Origin of the sequence: Variovorax glacialis (assembly GCF_051216375.1) — a bacterium.
Lineage (GTDB): Bacteria > Pseudomonadota > Gammaproteobacteria > Burkholderiales > Burkholderiaceae_C > Variovorax.
Genome location: NZ_JBPJZT010000004.1, coordinates 446,297 through 463,453, shown reverse-complemented (window position 1 = coordinate 463,453; position 17,157 = coordinate 446,297). Strand labels below are relative to the sequence as shown.

Genomic DNA, 17,157 nt, shown 5'->3' with positions numbered 1-17,157 from the left:
CTTCGTGTCGCTTTGCCTTCCCCCTGCCGGGGGCAACACCGGCGGACCGGCGAAGCCGGATCCGCGGTGTTTCGCGAAGGGGGCGGTTTCTTCTCACGCTTTTATGAGCCACGATCACGGCGATCACGGGGACGCGCATGACGAAGGCGCGTGGAAGCACGACGGGGTGCGGGTGATTCCCGGCAACCAGCTCGATGCCAACACGGCGCAGACGCCGGGGATGAACCGGGCCGCGGCAATCAACTTTGCGCGGGTCGGTGCGCAGAAGCTGTGGGCGGGTACGGTCACCATCCATGCCAATGCCAAGACCGGCGCCCATCATCACGGGCATCTTGAATCCGTGATCTACGTGGTGCGGGGTCGGGCGCGCATGCGCTGGGGTGAGCGGCTGGAGTTCACTGCAGAGGCGGGCCCTGGCGACTTCATCTATGTGCCACCCTACGTGCCGCACCAGGAAATCAACGCCAGCGAGACCGAAGCGCTCGAATGCGTGCTCTGCCGCAGCGACGGGGAAGCGGTGGCGATCAATCTCGACATCGAGCCGGCCGAGAAGCCCGAGTCGGTGCTGTGGGTCGATCCGACCCATCCGCAAGGCGGCGTGTGACTGCGCCGCGACAGATTTCCAAAACACCTCAAAGCGAGAAAACGTAGACATCCGTCGAACCCGGGCACGGCTTATGCTGTCCAAAGCGTGTTCGAAACCGGAGGTGTCCATGGATTCCCGCAGTCTCGTCCCGGCGTCACCGTCATTCCAGTTGCCGGTGGCCAATCTACGCAGCGTGTTCCAGACACACGATGTCGAACGCAAGCTCGCCAAGCTGCCCGACCGCGACCACGAACACCTGCGGACCACCTATGAGCGCATGCTCGAACGCGGGCCCGATCGCTTCCAGGTCAAGCCGAGCGGCGTGCCCGAGATGGCCGCGCTGTACGCCCAGTTGCCCAACTTCACCGAAGTGCTCGACGACGTCCGCCGCCACGTCGCCCTCGCCCAGGACAGCCGCGACGGCCTCGAAGTCACGCCGATGCTGCTGCTCGGGCCGCCCGGCATCGGCAAGACACACTTCGCGAAGAAGCTGGCCGAGTTGCTCGGCACGGGGATGTCACTGGTGCCGATGAATTCGATGACCGCCGGGTGGTTGCTTTCCGGTGCGTCGTCGCAGTGGAAGGGCGCCAAGCCGGGCAAGGTGTTCGAAGCCCTGGTCGACGGGCAGTACGCGAACCCGGTGATGGTGATCGACGAGATCGACAAGGCCGGCGCCGACAGCCAGTACGACCCGCTCGGCGCCCTGTACAACCTGCTGGAGCACGACACCGCGCACGCCTTCGTCGACGAATTCGCCGAGGTGCCGATCGACGCCAGCCAGGTGATCTGGATCACGACCGCCAACGACGAGCGCAGCATTCCGGAGCCCATCCTGAACCGCATGAACGTGTTCGAGATCGAGGCACCGACGCTCGAGGCCGCACGCCAGATTGCACGGCAGCTCTACCTCTCGATTCGCAGCGACCACGATTGGGGGCGGCTGCTGGCCGACGAGCCTTCGGGCGATGTGCTCGACCACCTCGCCACGCTTGCACCGCGCGAGATGCGCCGGGCGCTGATGACCGGCTTCGGCAATGCCCGGCTGGCTGGCCGGGACGAAGTGCGGGTCGAAGACCTCCCGCGCGCCAGCGTCGCCAGGAGCCGCATCGGATTCGTTCAATAAGGCGCGCGTCGCGAGTCATGGCACGATGTCGGTCTTCATCGACCGACCCATGACCCTGACTCAAAGCCTGCTGGTCATCGTTGCGCTGATCGCGACGAGCGCCTTCTTCTCCCTTGCCGAAATCTCGCTGGCCGCCTCGCGTCGCCTGCGCCTGCGCCAGATGGCGGACGAAGGCGACGTGCGCGCCGAGCGGGTCATGCGCATCCAGGAGCATCCCGGCCACTATTTCACCGTCGTGCAGATCGGCCTGAACGCGGTCGCGATCCTGGGCGGCGTGGTGGGCGAAGGCTCGCTCAGCCCCTACTACGCGAACCTGTTCGAAATGTGGCTCAGCGTGGAAGCGTCGCAGAACGCCGCCTTTCTCGCGTCGTTCGTCACGATCATCGCGGTCTTCCTGGTTTTTGCGGACCTGTTCCCGAAACGGCTGGGGATGAGCAACCCGGAGCGCCTCGCGGTGCGCATGGTCGGGCCGATGCAGGTGTTGATCACGACCTTCAAGCCGCTGGTCTGGTTCTTCGCGGTCAGCACCGACCTGCTGTTCAAGCTGCTCGGCATGCCGAGCCAGCGCGACGAGAAGATCACGTCAGCCGACATCCTCGCCATGACCGAGGCCGGTGCACGCGCCGGGGTGCTCGCCGAAAGGGAGCAGCAGGTGATCGCCAATGTCTTCGAGCTCGATACTCGCCTCGTCAGCAGCGTGATGACTTCGCGCGACCGCATCGCGTGGTTCCTGCGGGACGACCCCGAGTCGGTGCTGCGCGCGCGCATCGTCGCCGAACCTTTCTCGGCCTACCCGGTCTGCGAAGGCGATATCGACCACGTGCTGGGCTACGTCGACGCCAAGGACATGTTCCAGCGCGTGCTGAGCGGGCAGCCGCTCTCCTTCGCCCAGGGCCTGCCGCTTCACAAGGCGCTGGTCATTCCGGACCGGCTTTCGCTGACCGAAGTGCTGGAGCAGTTCCAGCAGGCGCACGAGGACTTCGCGATCATCGTCAACGAATACAGCCTCGTGGTGGGCGTGATCACGCTCAACGACGTGATGAGCACGGTGATGGGCGACCTGGTCGGGGCCCAGGACGAGGAGCAGCAGATCGTCAAGCGGGACGAAAACTCCTGGCTGATCGACGGCGTGACGCCCATCCAGGACGTGCAGCGTGCACTCGACATCGACGCGCTGCCGCACGACGACGAGTACGAGACGCTCGCCGGCTTCCTGATGGTGATGCTGCGCCGCGTGCCCAAGCGGACGGACAGCGTGACCTGGGCGGGCTATACCTTCGAGGTGATGGACGTCGACAGCTTCCGCATCGACCAGGTGATGGTCACGCGCGCAGGCGCCGCGACCAAGGGCTGAGGCTCAATCGTCGGCCCGGCGGTCCTTGAACACCCACAGCCGCTGGTTGGCGAAGACGGCATCGGGGTAAGGCGCCTTGCCCCGGCTGCCGTTGTAGCGGCCGAGCGTCATGAAGAGGTCGCCCTGCTCGCGGTCGAGGTAGTGCCGCAGGATCACGCAGCCGAAACGGAGGTTCGTCTGCATGTGGAAGAGCTTGGAGGGGTCGCCGTCGCCGATGACCCGTGTCCAGAAGGGCATCACCTGCATGTAGCCGCGAGCGCCTGCGCTGGAGACGGCGAACTTGCGAAAGTTGCTTTCCACCTGGATCAGGCCAAGCACCAGGCTGACGTCGAGTCCGGAGCGGCGTGCCTCGTACCACGCGGTCTGCAGGAATTCCTTGCGGGTCGGCCAGTCAGGCACCTTCTTCTTGAGCCGCTCGCTCATCTCGCCGAGCCAGCGCAGGTAGGCGATCCGCGCCTCGGTGTTGCCGAACTCGGGTACCGGCGGCGCCTTGTTGTGGATGGCCGAGCTGAGCGCGGTGCGGACCGAGTCAATCAGCGGTTCCTCGATCTGGGCGCCGGCGACGGCGCTGCGGGGCAGCACGAGAGAGGCAACGCCAGCCGCGGCGCTGCCAAGGCAGAGGCGCCGCGAAAGGCTGGATGCGCCCCCCTGCGCCGCAGCAACGCTCATGCGGCAGCCAGCTTGCCGGCAATGAATTCCGCGATGCCCGCAGCGGGCACCTTGGTTGCCGCGGTGTCGCGACGGTGCTGGTATTCAAGTTGGCCTTCCTTGAGGCCCCGGTCGGAAATCACGACGCGGTGCGGTACGCCGATCAGTTCCCAGTCGGCGAACATGGCGCCTGGGCGCTCGCCGCGATCGTCCAGCAGCACGTCGACGCCAGCCGCCAGCAATTGCTCATAGAGCGCCTCGGCCGCGGCCTTGACCTCCGGGCTGCGGTCCATCCCGATGGGGCAGACCACGACCGTGAAAGGCGCGATGGCATCGGGCCAGATGATTCCGCGCTCGTCATTGTTCTGCTCGATCGCGGCAGCCGGCAGCCGGGTAATGCCGATGCCGTAGCAACCCATTTCGAGGAATTGGGGCTTGCCGGCTTCGTCGAGGAAGGTCGCATTCATCGGCTTGCTGTACTTGGTGCCGAGCACGAAGACGTGGCCGACCTCGATGCCACGCTCGATCGCGAGCAAGCCCTTGCCGTCGGGAGAGCGATCGCCGGCGACCACGTTCCGGATGTCGGCCACCGCATCGGGCTCCGGCAAGTCGCGGCCCCAGTTGACGCCGGTCATGTGGAAGTCGACCTCGTTGGCGCCGGTGATCCAGTCGGCCATGAGGGCCACCTCGCGGTCGGCGACGATCGTCACTGGTTGCTTGAGGTTCAGCGGGCCCAGGTAGCCGGGCTTGCAGCCGAAGTGTTCCTCGATCTCGGTGGCAGTCGCGAAGCGGAAGCCGTTGTCCAGCCCCGGGACCTTGCTCACCTTGATCTCGTTCATGTCGTGGTCGCCGCGAACGAGCAGCAACCAGACCTGGGCGCCCATGATGTTGCCTGCGGCGTCCACGATGTCGGTGGCGAGGACCAGCGACTTCACCGTGGTCGACAGTGGGACGCCCAGCAGGGCCGCCACGTCTTCGCATGTGCTCTTGCCCGGCGTCGGCGTCTTCTCCAAAGGCTGGGTGGCGGCCGCACGCGGACCGGTCGGCGCGAGCGCCTCGGCCTTTTCCATGTTGGCGGCGTAGTCGCTGTCGGGGCAGTAGACGATCGCGTCCTCGCCCGTCGCGGCGATCACCTGGAACTCCTGGCTCACGTCACCGCCGATCGCACCGCTGTCCGCGGCCACCGCCCGGTACCGAAGTCCGAAGCGATCGAAGATCTTGCGATACGCGTCGGCCATCACTTGGTAGCTGGCCTTCGCGGCATCGAGGTCACGGTCGAAGCTGTAGGCGTCCTTCATGATGAACTCGCGCCCGCGCATCAGGCCGAAGCGCGGACGGCGCTCGTCACGGAACTTGGTCTGGATCTGATAGAAGTTCTTCGGCAGCTGCTTGTAGCTGCGGATCTCCTGCCGCGCGATGTCGGTCACGACCTCCTCGCTGGTCGGCTGGATGACGAAGGAGCGATCGTGACGGTCCTTGATGCGCAGGAGTTCGGGGCCGTAGGCCTGGAAGCGGCCGGCCTCTTCCCAGATTTCAGCAGGCTGCACCACGGGCATGGCGAGTTCGACTGCGCCTGCGCGGTTCATTTCCTCGCGGACGATCGCCTCGACCTTGTTGATCACCCGCAGGCCCATCGGCATATAGGTATAGATGCCGGTGCCGAGCTTCTTGATCATGCCGGCCCGCATCATGAGGCGATGGCTCGCGACTTCGGCATCGGCCGGCGCTTCCTTGAGGGTGGAGATAAAGAATCGGGAAGCTTTCATCGGTCGCGGACAGAGGGTACGGGTGGGTGATGCCGGGAGAGCAGGCCTTGACAAGACCTGGAACGGTCGCTTGCCGTGGGCAACCCGGCATGCATAATCGACTCAGTTCAAAAAATTGGGGTTTGATTATGCTCGACCGGGACGGCTTCAGGCCCAACGTCGGCATCATCCTGCTCAACCAGAGAAACCAGGTTTTCTGGGGTAAACGCATTCGCACCCATTCCTGGCAGTTTCCGCAAGGCGGCATCGATCGCGGCGAAAGTCCCGAGCAGGCCATGTTCCGGGAACTGCACGAGGAAGTAGGCCTCCACCCGGAGCATGTGCGCATCGTGGCCCGTACCCGTGACTGGTTGCGCTACGAGGTGCCGGATCGGTTCATCCGCCGTGACGCACGCGGCCACTACAAGGGCCAGAAGCAGATCTGGTATCTGCTGCAACTGATCGGTCACGACTGGGATCTGAACCTGCGTGCCACCGACCACCCCGAGTTCGACGCTTGGCGCTGGCACGACTATTGGGTCCCGCTGGACGTCGTGGTCGAATTCAAGCGCGGCGTCTACGAGATGGCGCTGACCGAACTCGCCCGTTACCTGCCCCGGCAGGATTTTCGCAACCGTTTCCTGCGCAGCAATGTGCGTGCTCGCGAGTTCGAGCGCCATCCGCCGGCTGCAGGCCATGAACCCCATTTCGAGCTGCCTCCCGGGGCAAGCTTCGACCCGAATCCCAATGCCCCTCATCCAGCGCCCGACCCCAGCGACCCGCTTCACGTTCAACGCTAGACATGGCCTCGCCGTCGTCTTGGTCTGTCTGCTTGCGGCATGCAGTTCGAGGCCAAGGGACACCGACAACAAGGATTGGGCCCAGGCCGGGTCTCCCCCCCTGCCGACGGTGACGGCCAAGGACGACGAGTGGAAAGAGGGCGAAGTGCCGCCGCCCCCCGCATTCGACGAGAAGAAGTTGCTCCCTCTCGAGATGCCGCGGCATTTCAGTCTTCAGTATGGTGTCGACCCGGCCACCATCGCAGTGAGCCGTGATGGCATCGTTCGCTATGTGATCGTGGCCAGCAGCAAGGCCGGCGGTGGGAACAACGCCTTCTACGAAGGCGTGCGCTGCGAGACCGACGAGGTGAAGCAGTACGCCCGCTTCAACCAGGGCACCTGGCACCACGTGTCCAGCCCGGAATGGAAGCGCTTCAACGACCTCAACTCACGCTACGCCAAGGAATTGGCTTCGCAGGCGCTGTGTCGTGGCCATTCCGCCCGACTGTCTGTGAGCGAGATGGTTCAGCAGCTCAAGAATCCGATTCGCGAGGTTCAGTAGAGCGCCGCCGCCGATCACCGGCCGTCGGGCATCAGCACCATGTTGTCGCGATGGACCATTTCAGGCTCTGCGACGTAACCCAGCAGGCGTTCGAACTCCGCTGACGGCTTGCGGCACAGCATCCGCGCCTCGGCGCTCGAGTAGTTGGCCAGGCCGCGCCCGAGTTCGGCGCCCTGTTCGTCGCGGATGGCGATCACGTCGCCACGCGAGAACTCTCCCTCGACCGCTGTCATCCCGATCGGCAACAGGCTCTTGCCCTCTCCGCGCACCTTGGCCGCGGCACCCGCATCGACCAGTACCGCCCCTCGCAACTGCAGGTGATCGGCCATCCAGCGCTTGCGCGCCTGGTGCTTGGCCGTCTGGGCGATCAGCAACGTACCGATGGATTCGCCACCCGTCAGACGCAGCAAGGCGTTCGGCTCGCGTCCCCAGGCAATGACGGTCGATGCGCCGGAGGCTGCCGCGCGCTTGGCCGCAAGAATCTTCGTGATCATGCCGCCGCGGCCGATGCTGCTGCCTGCACCGCCTGCCATCGCTTCGAGCGCCGGGTCTCCGGCTGCCGCTTCATGGACGAAGCGGGCGTCAGGATTCTTGCGCGGGTCGGCGCTGAAAAGGCCCTTCTGATCCGTCAGGATCACCAGCGCATCGGCCTCGACCAGATTGGCGACCAGCGCGCCCAGGGTGTCGTTGTCGCCGAACTTGATTTCGTCGTTGACGACCGTGTCGTTCTCGTTGATGACGGGTACGACACCCAGCGCGAGCAAGGTGACCAGTGTGGATCGCGCGTTCAGGTAGCGTTCGCGATCGGCGAGGTCCGCGTGCGTCAGCAGCACCTGGGCACTGCCAATGCCGTTTTCTCGCAGCTTCGTCTCGTAGATCTGCGCCAACCCCATTTGGCCAACGGCGGCGGCAGCCTGTAGTTCATGAATCTCATGAGGGCGTACGCGCCAGCCCAACCGCTTCATGCCCTCGGCGATGGCGCCGCTGGACACCATTACCACTTCCCGCCCGTCCTGCACGAGCGTGGCAAGTTGTCGGCACCATTCGCCGATGGCGTTCTCGTCCAGGCCGCGGCCTTCGTTGGTGACGAGGCTGGAGCCGACCTTGACGACGATGCGCCGTGCGTCACGGAGGGCGCTGGAACCACTGCTGGAAGTCATTTGAGGCTGTTGCGGTCTGGGAATGCTGCAGGAATCTCGGTGTGACGGGCGCCGTCGAAAGGGCCGGCACTCAGGAAAAGCGCGGATCGACTTCCGTCGGCGGCTGTTCGGCCACCTGCTCTGCCTTCACGTGCTGGTAGATGGCTTGCACCAACGGCTCGCAGCCCTCGCGCGTCAGAGCCGAAATCTCAAACACCGGCCCCTTAAAACGCAGTCGCTTGACGAAGTCCTTGACTCGCGCGGCGCGCTCGTCCGTCGGCACCATGTCGAGCTTGTTCAGAACCAGCCAGCGCGGCTTTTCGTAGAGCGCCGAATCGTACTTCTTAAGCTCGCCAACGATGGCCTTGGCCTGCGCGACAGGATCCACGTTCTCGTCGAACGGCGCCAGGTCGACCACATGCAGCAGCAGTCGGGTCCGCTGAAGGTGGCGCAAGAACAGGTGCCCGAGGCCCGCGCCTTCGGAGGCGCCTTCGATCAAGCCCGGAAGGTCCGCAACAACGAAGCTTTGCTCCGGTCCGACACGTACCACCCCGAGATTCGGGTGCAGCGTGGTGAACGGATAGTCGGCGATGCGTGGACGCGCGTTGGAGATTGCACTGATCAGCGTCGACTTGCCTGCATTCGGCATGCCGAGCAGCCCCACGTCGGCGAGCACCTTCAGTTCGAGCTTGAGGTTCTTCTTCTCCCCAGGCCAACCAGGCGTCTTCTGGCGGGGCGCCCGATTGATGGCGCTCTTGAACCGCATGTTGCCGAACCCGCCATCGCCGCCCTTGGCGATGGTGATGACCTCGCCCGGGGTCAGCAACTCATACAGCACCTCGCCGGTCTCGGCGTCCGAAATGATCGTGCCGACGGGCATCTTCAGAATGATGTCGTCGCCTGCGGCGCCGAACATGTCGGACCCCATGCCGTGTTGCCCGCGCTTGGCTTCATGGCGGCGCGAGAACCGGAAGTCGACGAGCGTGTTGAGGTTGGAGTCGGCCACGGCAAACACGTGACCACCACGTCCCCCGTCGCCGCCGTTAGGCCCCCCGAATTCCTTGTACTTCTCATGGCGGAACGACACACAGCCGTTGCCACCGTCGCCAGCGGCAACGTCGATGAAGGCTTCGTCCACGAACTTCATGAGATGTCCAGTTTACAAATGAAGAAGCCCCGGCAAAGCGGGGCTTCGAAAGATCGAAGTGACTGGCTCAGGCCGGAGTCACATTGACCGTGTGCTTGTTGAGCGCACCCTTGGTACCGAACGACACATGGCCGTCGACCAAGGCAAAGAGCGTGTGATCCTTGCCCACACCGACGTTGACGCCGGGGTGGAACTGGGTACCGCGTTGGCGGACGATGATCGAGCCTGCGCTGATCAATTCACCGCCGAACGCCTTCACGCCGAGCATCTTGGGCTTTGAATCGCGCCCGTTTCGCGTTGAGCCGCCGCCTTTTTTCTGTGCCATGGAATCAGCTCCTTAGCCAGCGATCGCGCCGATTTGCAGTTCGGTGAACTGCTGGCGATGGCCTTGACGTTTCTGATAGTGCTTGCGACGGCGCATCTTGAAGATGCGAACCTTGTCGTGCTTCCCGTGCGACAGTACCGTGACTGTCACCGTTGCGCCGGACACCAGGGGCGTACCAACCTTGATTGCGCTACCGTCGCCGACGGCGAGCACTTGGTCGATCACGATTTCCTGGCCTACGTCCGCAGCAATCTGTTCTACTTTGATTTTCTCGCCGGAAGCAACGCGATACTGCTTGCCCCCGGTTTTTATGACCGCGTACATGTTGACCTCTTGAAATAAGATGGCTCCGCGGCGAATTCCGCAGAGCCTTATATTCTAGCACGCGAGATCTTTCTCAAGCGAGTTGCCCTCGACCGGCCGGCTTTGGGTGGGGCGGTCTCCCTATAATCTGCAACTTCCAGCCCTCCGCGCCATCGTCGCATTCCATGCAGCGCGCAAGCGCCCTTGTTTTGTCAGTTCCCGCCGCCGACACTTCCCCCGCCGCTGCCGTACTGGCCCTCATCGCCGAAGACATGGCGGGGGTCGATCGCGTGATCGCCGACCGGCTCGATACCGGCGTGCCCCTGGTTCGCCAAGTCTCCAGATACATCATTTCCGCTGGCGGCAAGCGGCTGCGGCCCGCATTGCTTCTTCTCATGGCGGGATCGCTGGGCTATCGCGGAGAGCAGCGATTCAACCTGGCGGCTGTCGTGGAATTCATCCATACCGCCACGCTGCTGCATGACGACGTGGTTGACGAGTCCACCCTTCGCCGAGGCCGGCCGACCGCCAACGAGTCGTTCGGGAACCCGGCCAGCGTCCTCGTGGGAGACTTCCTCTACTCCAGGGCTTTCCAGATGATGCTGGACGCCAATGACGTCCGAATCATGGAGATCCTCGCAGACGCCACCAACGTCATCGCCGAGGGCGAAGTGCTGCAGTTGATGAACATGCACGACGCGTCTCTTGATGAGGAAGCCTATCTTCGCGTGATCCGCTCCAAGACCGCCAAGTTGTTCGAGGCAAGCACGCGCCTCGCAGCCGTGCTGGCGGGAGCGTCGCCGGAAGTTGAGGAAGCGTGTGCCACTTATGGACAGGCTCTTGGCACCGCATTTCAGGTGATCGATGACGTGCTCGACTATGCCGGGGACGCGAACGAGACCGGCAAGAACGTCGGGGATGACTTGCGCGAAGGCAAGACCACGCTTCCGTTGATCCTCGCGATGCAAAGAGGCACGTCGGACCAACGCGCTCTGATTCGCGCCGCCATCGAGGCGGGCGACACGGCGCAACTACCGCAAGTTGTTGCCATCGTGCGCGAAACAGGCGCTTTGGAAGCCACGCGGGCGGCAGCGGCAGCAGAAGCCCAACGCGCAATGGATGCACTTCGTGGTTTTCCTGCAAATTCGCACTCCGCCGGTTTGCTACAATTAGCGGCTCAGTTGCTTGAGCGACGCGCCTAAGTCACCACGAAGGACGACTCTCTTTTCTTGCAACCATCGGGGTGTAGCTTAGCCTGGTAGAGCGCTACGTTCGGGACGTAGAGGCCGGAGGTTCGAATCCTCTCACCCCGACCAGCCTTTTGGGGCTGTAATTGCCAAATGCTGCGCGCCCAAATGGGCCCGGGCCGGTTTACAGTCCCAAGGCGATCAGCGATGATCGTGAAGCAATTTTTCACGTCTCTTACATTCGTTGAATGGCCGCTGCCGAACCCCTAGTCAAAGAAAGCTCGTCGATCGCTCTTCCGGGCCTCGCACGTGCGTTGGTCTCGGCTGGAAAGCTCCCTGCAAAAGTCGCCGAAGACATCTACCAGAAGTCTCTCAGCGCTCGGACCAGCTTCATCGCTGAACTGACCGGCACCGGCGCAGTGTCGGCAGCAGACCTAGCCCACACCCTCTCAAGCGCGTTCGGCGCACCGCTTCTGGATCTCGACGCGATCGACCCGCAGCGCCTTCCGAAGGATCTTCTCGACCCGAAGCTTTGCCAGGCGTATCGCGTCGTTGTGTTGAGCAAGCGCAACAACCGTCTCATTGTTGCAACAGCCGACCCGTCCGACCAGCAGGCAGCAGAAAAGATCAAGTTTGCGTCCCAGATGGGCGTCGACTGGGTCATCGCGGAGTACGACAAGCTTTCCCGGATGATCGAAGCGGCAGCGGTCACCGCCGCCGAAACCATCGACAGCATCATCGGGGCCGAATTCGAATTCGATGAGGTGGCGACAGAGACCGCCGGAGAATCCAACGACCCGGCCGTTGCCGAAGTCGAAGACGCACCGGTCGTGCGCTTCCTGCACAAGATGCTGCTCGACGCGTTCAGCATGCGCGCGTCGGACATCCATTTCGAACCCTATGAGCACAACTACCGGGTGCGTTTCCGCATCGACGGCGAGTTGCGCGAGATCGCCAGCCCGCCCACGGTCATCAAGGACAAGCTGGCGTCGCGGATCAAGGTCATTTCCCGCCTGGACATTTCCGAAAAGCGCATTCCGCAGGACGGACGGATGAAGCTCAAGATCGGTCCCGAGCGCGTGATCGATTTTCGGGTGAGCACCTTGCCGACGCTGTTCGGCGAGAAGATCGTGATCCGTATCCTGGACCCGAGCAGCGCGCGCCTCGGCATCGATGCGCTCGGCTACGACGCAGTCGAAAAGGAACGCCTGCTTCAGGCGATCGGCCGCCCGTACGGGATGGTGCTGGTCACCGGGCCCACCGGCTCCGGGAAGACGGTGTCGCTTTACACCTGCCTTAACCTGCTCAACAAGCCCGGCGTGAACATCGCCACGGCAGAAGACCCGTCCGAAATCAATTTGCCCGGCGTCAACCAGGTCAATGTCAATGAACGGGCGGGCCTGACTTTCGCAACTGCGCTGCGCGCATTCCTGCGGCAGGATCCGGACATCATCATGGTCGGTGAAATCCGCGACCTCGAGACCGCGGACATCTCTATCAAGGCCGCGCAAACAGGCCACTTGGTGCTCTCGACGCTGCACACGAACGACGCGCCGACAACCCTGACCCGGATGCGCAACATGGGCATCGCCCCTTTCAACATCGCCTCCAGCGTCATCCTGATCACCGCGCAACGCCTCGCACGCCGTCTGTGCACGGTGTGCCGGGCGCCCGCCGACTTGCCCAAGGAGGCATTGATCGATGCCGGCTTCAAGCCGCACGAGGTGGACAACACCTGGAAGCCCTATCACCCGGTAGGATGTTCCGCGTGCAACGGCGGCTACAAGGGTCGTGTCGGTATCTACCAGGTCATGCCGATCACCGAAGAGATCCAGAAGATCATTCTTCGTGACGGAAGCGCCCTCGACATCGCGCGGCAGGCCGAATCCGAAGGCGTCCGCTCGTTGCGGCAGTCGGGCCTGAAGAAAGTCATGCAGGGGCTGACCTCACTTGAAGAAGTGCTTGCGGTCACCAACGAATAGCATCGAGAAGCGGAGATTCAATGGCAACGGCAGCAGCATCAAACCGGACCACCCTGAAGGAATACGTCTTCGAGTGGGAGGGCAAGGACCGCAACGGCAAGACGGTACGCGGTGAAGTCAGGGCCGCCGGCGAAAACCAGGTGCAGGCGGCACTCCGACGTCAGGGCGTACTGACCACGAAGATCAAGAAACGGCGCATGCGCTCCGGCAAGGCGATCAAGCCGAAGGACATCGCCATCTTCACCCGTCAGCTCGCCACCATGATGAAGGCTGGCGTGCCCCTGCTGCAGGCCTTCGACATCGTGGGTCGCGGCAACGCGAATCCGAGCGTGGCGAAGCTGCTCAACGACATCCGAAGCGATGTGGAAACGGGTACTTCACTGTCCTCCGCTTTTCGCAAGTTTCCGAAGTACTTCGACAGCCTCTATTGCAACCTCGTGGAAGCCGGCGAAGCCGCCGGTATTTTGGAAGACCTGCTCGATCGTCTTGCCACCTACATGGAGAAGACCGAGGCGATCAAGTCGAAGATCAAGTCGGCGCTGATGTACCCGACGTCGGTGGTCGTGGTGGCGTTCGTGGTGGTTGCGATCATCATGATCTTCGTGATTCCCGCGTTCAAGCAGGTGTTCACTTCATTCGGCGCGGACTTGCCGGCGCCGACGCTGATCGTCATGGCCATCAGCGAATACTTTGTCGCCTACTGGTGGCTGATCTTTGGCGTCATTGGTGGTGGCATCTACTTCTTCCTGCAGGCCTGGAAGCGCAACGAGCGTGTGCAACAGGTGATGGACCGGCTGCTCCTTCGTCTGCCGATCTTTGGCACCTTGATCGACAAGTCGTGCGTGGCGCGGTGGACCCGGACGCTGGCGACCATGTTCGCCGCAGGTGTGCCCCTCGTCGAGGCGCTCGATTCCGTGGGCGGTGCTTCGGGCAATTCGGTGTATGCCGATGCCACCGTCAAGATCCAGCAGGAAGTCTCGACCGGGACCAGCCTCACGACGGCAATGACGAATGCCAACCTGTTCCCCTCGATGGTGCTGCAGATGACCGCCATCGGCGAAGAATCCGGCTCGATCGACCACATGCTCGGCAAGGCAGCCGACTTCTATGAGTCCGAGGTCGACGATATGGTCGCCGGGCTGTCGAGCCTGATGGAACCCATCATCATCGTCTTCCTTGGCGTCATCATCGGCGGGATCGTGGTCTCCATGTACCTGCCCATCTTCAAGCTCGGCCAGGTCGTCTGATGCTCGTTTCGCAGGGGGTGGACGCCGCGCTGGCCGGCGTGCTGGGGCTCTTGATCGGCAGTTTTCTGAATGTCGTGATCTATCGCCTCCCGAAGATGCTCGAAGCGCAGTGGGCTGCGGAATGCGCCGGCGCAACTGCCGGAGAAGCCGCCGCGCCGACCGAGCGATTCAATCTGATGGTGCCGCATTCCCGCTGCCAGCAATGCGGCCATGCAATTCGCTGGTACGAAAACGTCCCGGTCCTGAGCTATCTCTTCCTTCGGGGCAAGTGCTCCGCATGCAAGACGCCGATCAGCATGCGCTACCCGCTGGTCGAACTGGTGACCGGCGCACTGTTCGCCTGGTGCGTCTGGCGCATGCCGGGACAGTTCGGCAGCCTGGCATGGTGCGGCTTTGCGGCGGCGCTCCTTGCCCTGGCGCTGATCGACTGGGACACCACCCTGCTGCCGGACGACATCACACTCCCGCTGCTCTGGGCTGGCTTGCTGGGGGCCATGGCGGGCTTCACCGGCGTGCCGCTCGCCAACGCTGTCTGGGGCGCCGTTGCAGGCTACGTCTCCCTCTGGGCCGTGTACTGGTTGTTCAAGCTGACCACAGGCAAGGAAGGCATGGGCTACGGCGACTTCAAACTCTTCGCCGCCTTCGGCGCGTGGTTTGGATGGCAGGCGCTGGTCCCGATCATCCTGATGGCATCGGTCATCGGCGTGATCGTCGGACTCGCTCTCAAGTTCAGCAGCGGATTGCGAGAAGGCGGCTACGTCCCCTTCGGTCCCTTCCTTGCCGGCGCCGGCTTTACGGCAATGCTGTTCGGGCCTGACGCGATCCTTCGCGTGGTCGGCCTCTGAGGGCCTGCGCACCATGCGCATCGGCCTGACCGGCGGCATCGGCAGCGGCAAGAGCACCGTCGCCACCACGCTGGTCTCGCTCGGTGCGAAGCTGGTCGACACCGACGCGATCGCACGGTCCGTCGCAGAGTCGCAGGGCGCTGCCATGCCAGCGCTCGAGGCAGAATTCGGTCCTTCGATCATTGCCCCCGATGGCGGCCTGGACCGGGCACGCATGCGCGGCATCGTCTTCGCAGATGCCGAGGCCAGAAAGCGGCTCGAGGCCATCCTGCATCCGCTGATCGGCGCCGAGTGCGAACGGCAGGCAGCCACTGCAGCCGCAGGGCAACCCATCGTGTTCGACGTGCCCCTGCTGGTGGAGTCCGGACGCTGGCGCGCGATCGTCGATCGCGTGCTGGTGATCGATGCCAGCGAAGCGACCCAGCTGCAACGCGTCCTCGCGCGATCCGACTGGACGGCCGAAGCGGTTCGCTCCGTCATCGCGCAGCAGGCCGCGCGCAGCCATCGCAGGGCAGCAGCCGATGCGGTGATCTTCAACGAGAACCTGACCCTCGCGGAACTGTCTCAGGCTGTTCGGGTTTTGTGGCAGCGGTGGAGGGGATTCGACGCGCGATAATCGTCGGCCAACGGCGCGGGCGCCGGACAACAAGAAAGCGGAGCGCACTCGGCCCCGCGAGCCACATCCCCAAAGATGCTCTTCAATTCGTACGCGTTCATCTTCTGCTTTTTCCCGATTGTCTTCTTCGGGTTCTTCCTGATCGGAAAGCGAAATGCGCGTGCAGCGGCCGGTTTCCTCGCGCTGGCGTCGCTGTTCTTCTACGGCTGGTGGAGCGTCCAGGCGCTGCCGCTCCTGGTGGGATCGATCTGCTTCAACTACTGGGCGGGCCTGCGCCTGACCCGGGGCCCCGGGCGGACCGATGCCGGGCGCAAGCGCATGCTTGTCGTCGCGCTCGTGGTCAATCTGGGCGTCCTCGCGACTTTCAAGTACGCCAACTTCTTTGTCAGCAACGTGAACGAGGGCCTTGCCGCAGCCGGTCTTTCCCCGATTCCGCTGCTCCATGTGGCCCTCCCGATCGGCATTTCCTTCTACACGTTCACGCAGATCGCTTTCCTGGTCGACTGCTGGCAGGACAAGGTGCATGAGCGCAGCTTCGTGCACTACGTGCTGTTCGTCACCTACTTCCCGCACCTGATCGCCGGGCCGGTGCTCCATCACGCGCAGATGATGCCGCAGTTCGCCAATCCGGCGACTTACCGGATGGACCTGAACAAGGTCTCGCTCGGGCTTGCGATCTTCGTCTTCGGCCTCGCCAAGAAGCTGCTCATCGGCGATCGGATGGGAGAGTACGCGGACCTGATGTTCACGGGCGTGCACAACGGCACCCTCCCGACGCTCTACACGTCATGGCTCGGCGTCATGGCCTATACGCTGCAGATCTACTTCGATTTCTCGGGCTACTCCGACATGGCCGTGGGTTTGTCGCTGTGTCTCGGTGTGCAGTTGCCACTGAACTTCAATTCGCCGTACAAGTCGACCAACATCATCGAGTTCTGGCGCCGCTGGCACATCTCGCTGTCCACCTTCCTGCGCGACTACCTGTACGTGCCGCTGGGTGGCAATCGAAAGGGTCCGGCGCGCCGCTATCTAAACCTGTTACTGACCATGCTTCTCGGAGGACTTTGGCACGGTGCCGCCTGGACGTTCGTGATCTGGGGCGCGCTGCACGGCACCTTCCTGATGATCAATCACCTCTGGAATGCGAAGGTGCGCCGCAATGTCGCGCCGGGACGCCTGGCGCGCGTGCTCGGCTGGTTCCTCACCTTCATCTGCGTGATGATCGCCTGGGTGGTCTTCCGCGCCGAGAGCATGAGCGCCGCAATGGAGATCTACAAGGGCATGCTGGGAATGCACGGTACCGAGCTGACGGCCTTCACTGAATTCGGACCGGTTCCGATCCGAAAGCCGGAGTTCTTCCAGACCATGCTGGTGGGCCTGTTCATCTGTCTTGCCTTGCCGCCGACCATCACGTTGCAGCGCTGGGTGCCGCAAGCGCAGGCTCTGGCCGGGCGGCCGCGCGCGGCCCGGATCTTCACCGGGCTGATGGCCCTGGCAACCGTCATCCTGCTTGGACTTTGCGTGTCGAGACTGGGCTCCTACAGCCCGTTCCTTTATTTCCAGTTCTGA

17 protein-coding genes and 1 tRNA gene are annotated in these 17,157 nt (G+C 63.4%); 12 read left to right on the top strand and 6 right to left on the bottom strand.

Annotated elements, in window-relative coordinates:
* Positions 1-103: 103 nt before the first annotated feature.
* The 3 genes from ACSFBL_RS13970 to paeA all read left to right on the top strand — a co-directional run bounded on the left by ACSFBL_RS13970 (position 104) and on the right by paeA (position 3,063).
* Positions 104-604, top strand: coding sequence for a cupin domain-containing protein (locus ACSFBL_RS13970; RefSeq protein ID WP_435516376.1), 501 nt, complete (start codon positions 104-106; stop codon positions 602-604).
* A gap of 109 nt (positions 605-713) precedes the next feature.
* Complete coding sequence (locus tag ACSFBL_RS13965) at positions 714-1,709, top strand: AAA family ATPase (RefSeq protein WP_435516375.1); 996 nt, start codon at positions 714-716, stop codon at positions 1,707-1,709.
* A gap of 49 nt (positions 1,710-1,758) precedes the next feature.
* Positions 1,759-3,063: a polyamine export protein PaeA gene (paeA, locus tag ACSFBL_RS13960; protein WP_435516374.1), complete on the top strand. Its 1,305-nt coding sequence runs from the start codon at positions 1,759-1,761 to the stop codon at positions 3,061-3,063.
* Between the two features lie 3 nt (positions 3,064-3,066).
* Here the strand turns inward: paeA and ACSFBL_RS13955 are convergent, their stop codons facing one another.
* Both ACSFBL_RS13955 and ACSFBL_RS13950 read right to left on the bottom strand, forming a co-directional pair.
* Positions 3,067-3,732, bottom strand: a complete 666-nt coding sequence (locus tag ACSFBL_RS13955) for a lytic transglycosylase domain-containing protein (RefSeq protein WP_435516373.1) — start codon at positions 3,730-3,732, stop codon at positions 3,067-3,069.
* Positions 3,729-5,477: a proline--tRNA ligase gene (locus ACSFBL_RS13950; protein ID WP_435516372.1), complete on the bottom strand. Its 1,749-nt coding sequence runs from the start codon at positions 5,475-5,477 to the stop codon at positions 3,729-3,731. Before ACSFBL_RS13950 ends, ACSFBL_RS13955 begins: the two co-directional genes overlap by 4 nt.
* A 128-nt stretch (positions 5,478-5,605) precedes the next feature.
* Between ACSFBL_RS13950 and ACSFBL_RS13945 the strand changes: the two genes are divergently transcribed.
* Both ACSFBL_RS13945 and ACSFBL_RS13940 read left to right on the top strand, forming a co-directional pair.
* Complete coding sequence (locus ACSFBL_RS13945; RefSeq protein WP_435516502.1) at positions 5,606-6,256, top strand: RNA pyrophosphohydrolase; 651 nt, start codon at positions 5,606-5,608, stop codon at positions 6,254-6,256.
* Complete coding sequence (locus ACSFBL_RS13940; RefSeq protein ID WP_435516371.1) at positions 6,153-6,797, top strand: CNP1-like family protein; 645 nt, start codon at positions 6,153-6,155, stop codon at positions 6,795-6,797. The genes ACSFBL_RS13945 and ACSFBL_RS13940 overlap by 104 nt, the downstream gene beginning before the upstream one ends.
* Before the next feature lie 14 nt (positions 6,798-6,811).
* Here ACSFBL_RS13940 and proB read toward each other — a convergent pair whose 3' ends face one another.
* The 4 genes from proB to rplU all read right to left on the bottom strand — a co-directional run bounded on the left by proB (position 6,812) and on the right by rplU (position 9,732).
* The gene (gene proB, locus ACSFBL_RS13935; protein ID WP_435516370.1) at positions 6,812-7,957 is read right to left on the bottom strand and encodes a glutamate 5-kinase; all 1,146 of its coding nucleotides are present in this window, start codon (positions 7,955-7,957) and stop codon (positions 6,812-6,814) included.
* Positions 7,958-8,027: 70 nt separating this feature from the next.
* Positions 8,028-9,083, bottom strand: a complete 1,056-nt coding sequence (cgtA, locus tag ACSFBL_RS13930; protein ID WP_435516369.1) for an Obg family GTPase CgtA — start codon at positions 9,081-9,083, stop codon at positions 8,028-8,030.
* A 67-nt stretch (positions 9,084-9,150) separates the two neighbouring features.
* Positions 9,151-9,408 carry a 50S ribosomal protein L27 gene (gene rpmA / locus ACSFBL_RS13925; protein WP_093105745.1) on the bottom strand — a complete coding sequence of 86 codons (258 nt, stop codon included), beginning with the start codon at positions 9,406-9,408 and terminating at the stop codon, positions 9,151-9,153.
* Positions 9,409-9,420: 12 nt separating this feature from the next.
* Positions 9,421-9,732: a 50S ribosomal protein L21 gene (gene rplU / locus ACSFBL_RS13920; protein ID WP_077001508.1), complete on the bottom strand. Its 312-nt coding sequence runs from the start codon at positions 9,730-9,732 to the stop codon at positions 9,421-9,423.
* A gap of 164 nt (positions 9,733-9,896) precedes the next feature.
* Between rplU and ACSFBL_RS13915 the strand changes: the two genes are divergently transcribed.
* The 7 genes from ACSFBL_RS13915 (at position 9,897) to ACSFBL_RS13885 (ending at position 17,157) form a co-directional block, all read left to right on the top strand.
* The gene (locus tag ACSFBL_RS13915; protein WP_435516368.1) at positions 9,897-10,913 is read left to right on the top strand and encodes a polyprenyl synthetase family protein; all 1,017 of its coding nucleotides are present in this window, start codon (positions 9,897-9,899) and stop codon (positions 10,911-10,913) included.
* Between the two features lie 37 nt (positions 10,914-10,950).
* Positions 10,951-11,027, top strand: a tRNA-Pro gene (locus tag ACSFBL_RS13910).
* Positions 11,028-11,146: 119 nt separating this feature from the next.
* A complete protein-coding gene (gene pilB / locus ACSFBL_RS13905; RefSeq protein WP_435516367.1) occupies positions 11,147-12,880 on the top strand; it encodes a type IV-A pilus assembly ATPase PilB in 1,734 nt (577 codons plus the stop codon).
* Positions 12,881-12,900: 20 nt separating this feature from the next.
* Positions 12,901-14,127, top strand: coding sequence for a type II secretion system F family protein (locus tag ACSFBL_RS13900; RefSeq protein ID WP_435516366.1), 1,227 nt, complete (start codon positions 12,901-12,903; stop codon positions 14,125-14,127).
* A complete protein-coding gene (locus ACSFBL_RS13895; protein ID WP_435516365.1) occupies positions 14,127-14,972 on the top strand; it encodes a prepilin peptidase in 846 nt (281 codons plus the stop codon). The genes ACSFBL_RS13900 and ACSFBL_RS13895 overlap by 1 nt, the downstream gene beginning before the upstream one ends.
* Positions 14,973-14,985: 13 nt before the next feature.
* Positions 14,986-15,588 carry a dephospho-CoA kinase gene (coaE, locus tag ACSFBL_RS13890; protein ID WP_435516364.1) on the top strand — a complete coding sequence of 201 codons (603 nt, stop codon included), beginning with the start codon at positions 14,986-14,988 and terminating at the stop codon, positions 15,586-15,588.
* Positions 15,589-15,663: 75 nt separating this feature from the next.
* Positions 15,664-17,157 carry an MBOAT family O-acyltransferase gene (locus ACSFBL_RS13885; protein ID WP_435516363.1) on the top strand — a complete coding sequence of 498 codons (1,494 nt, stop codon included), beginning with the start codon at positions 15,664-15,666 and terminating at the stop codon, positions 17,155-17,157.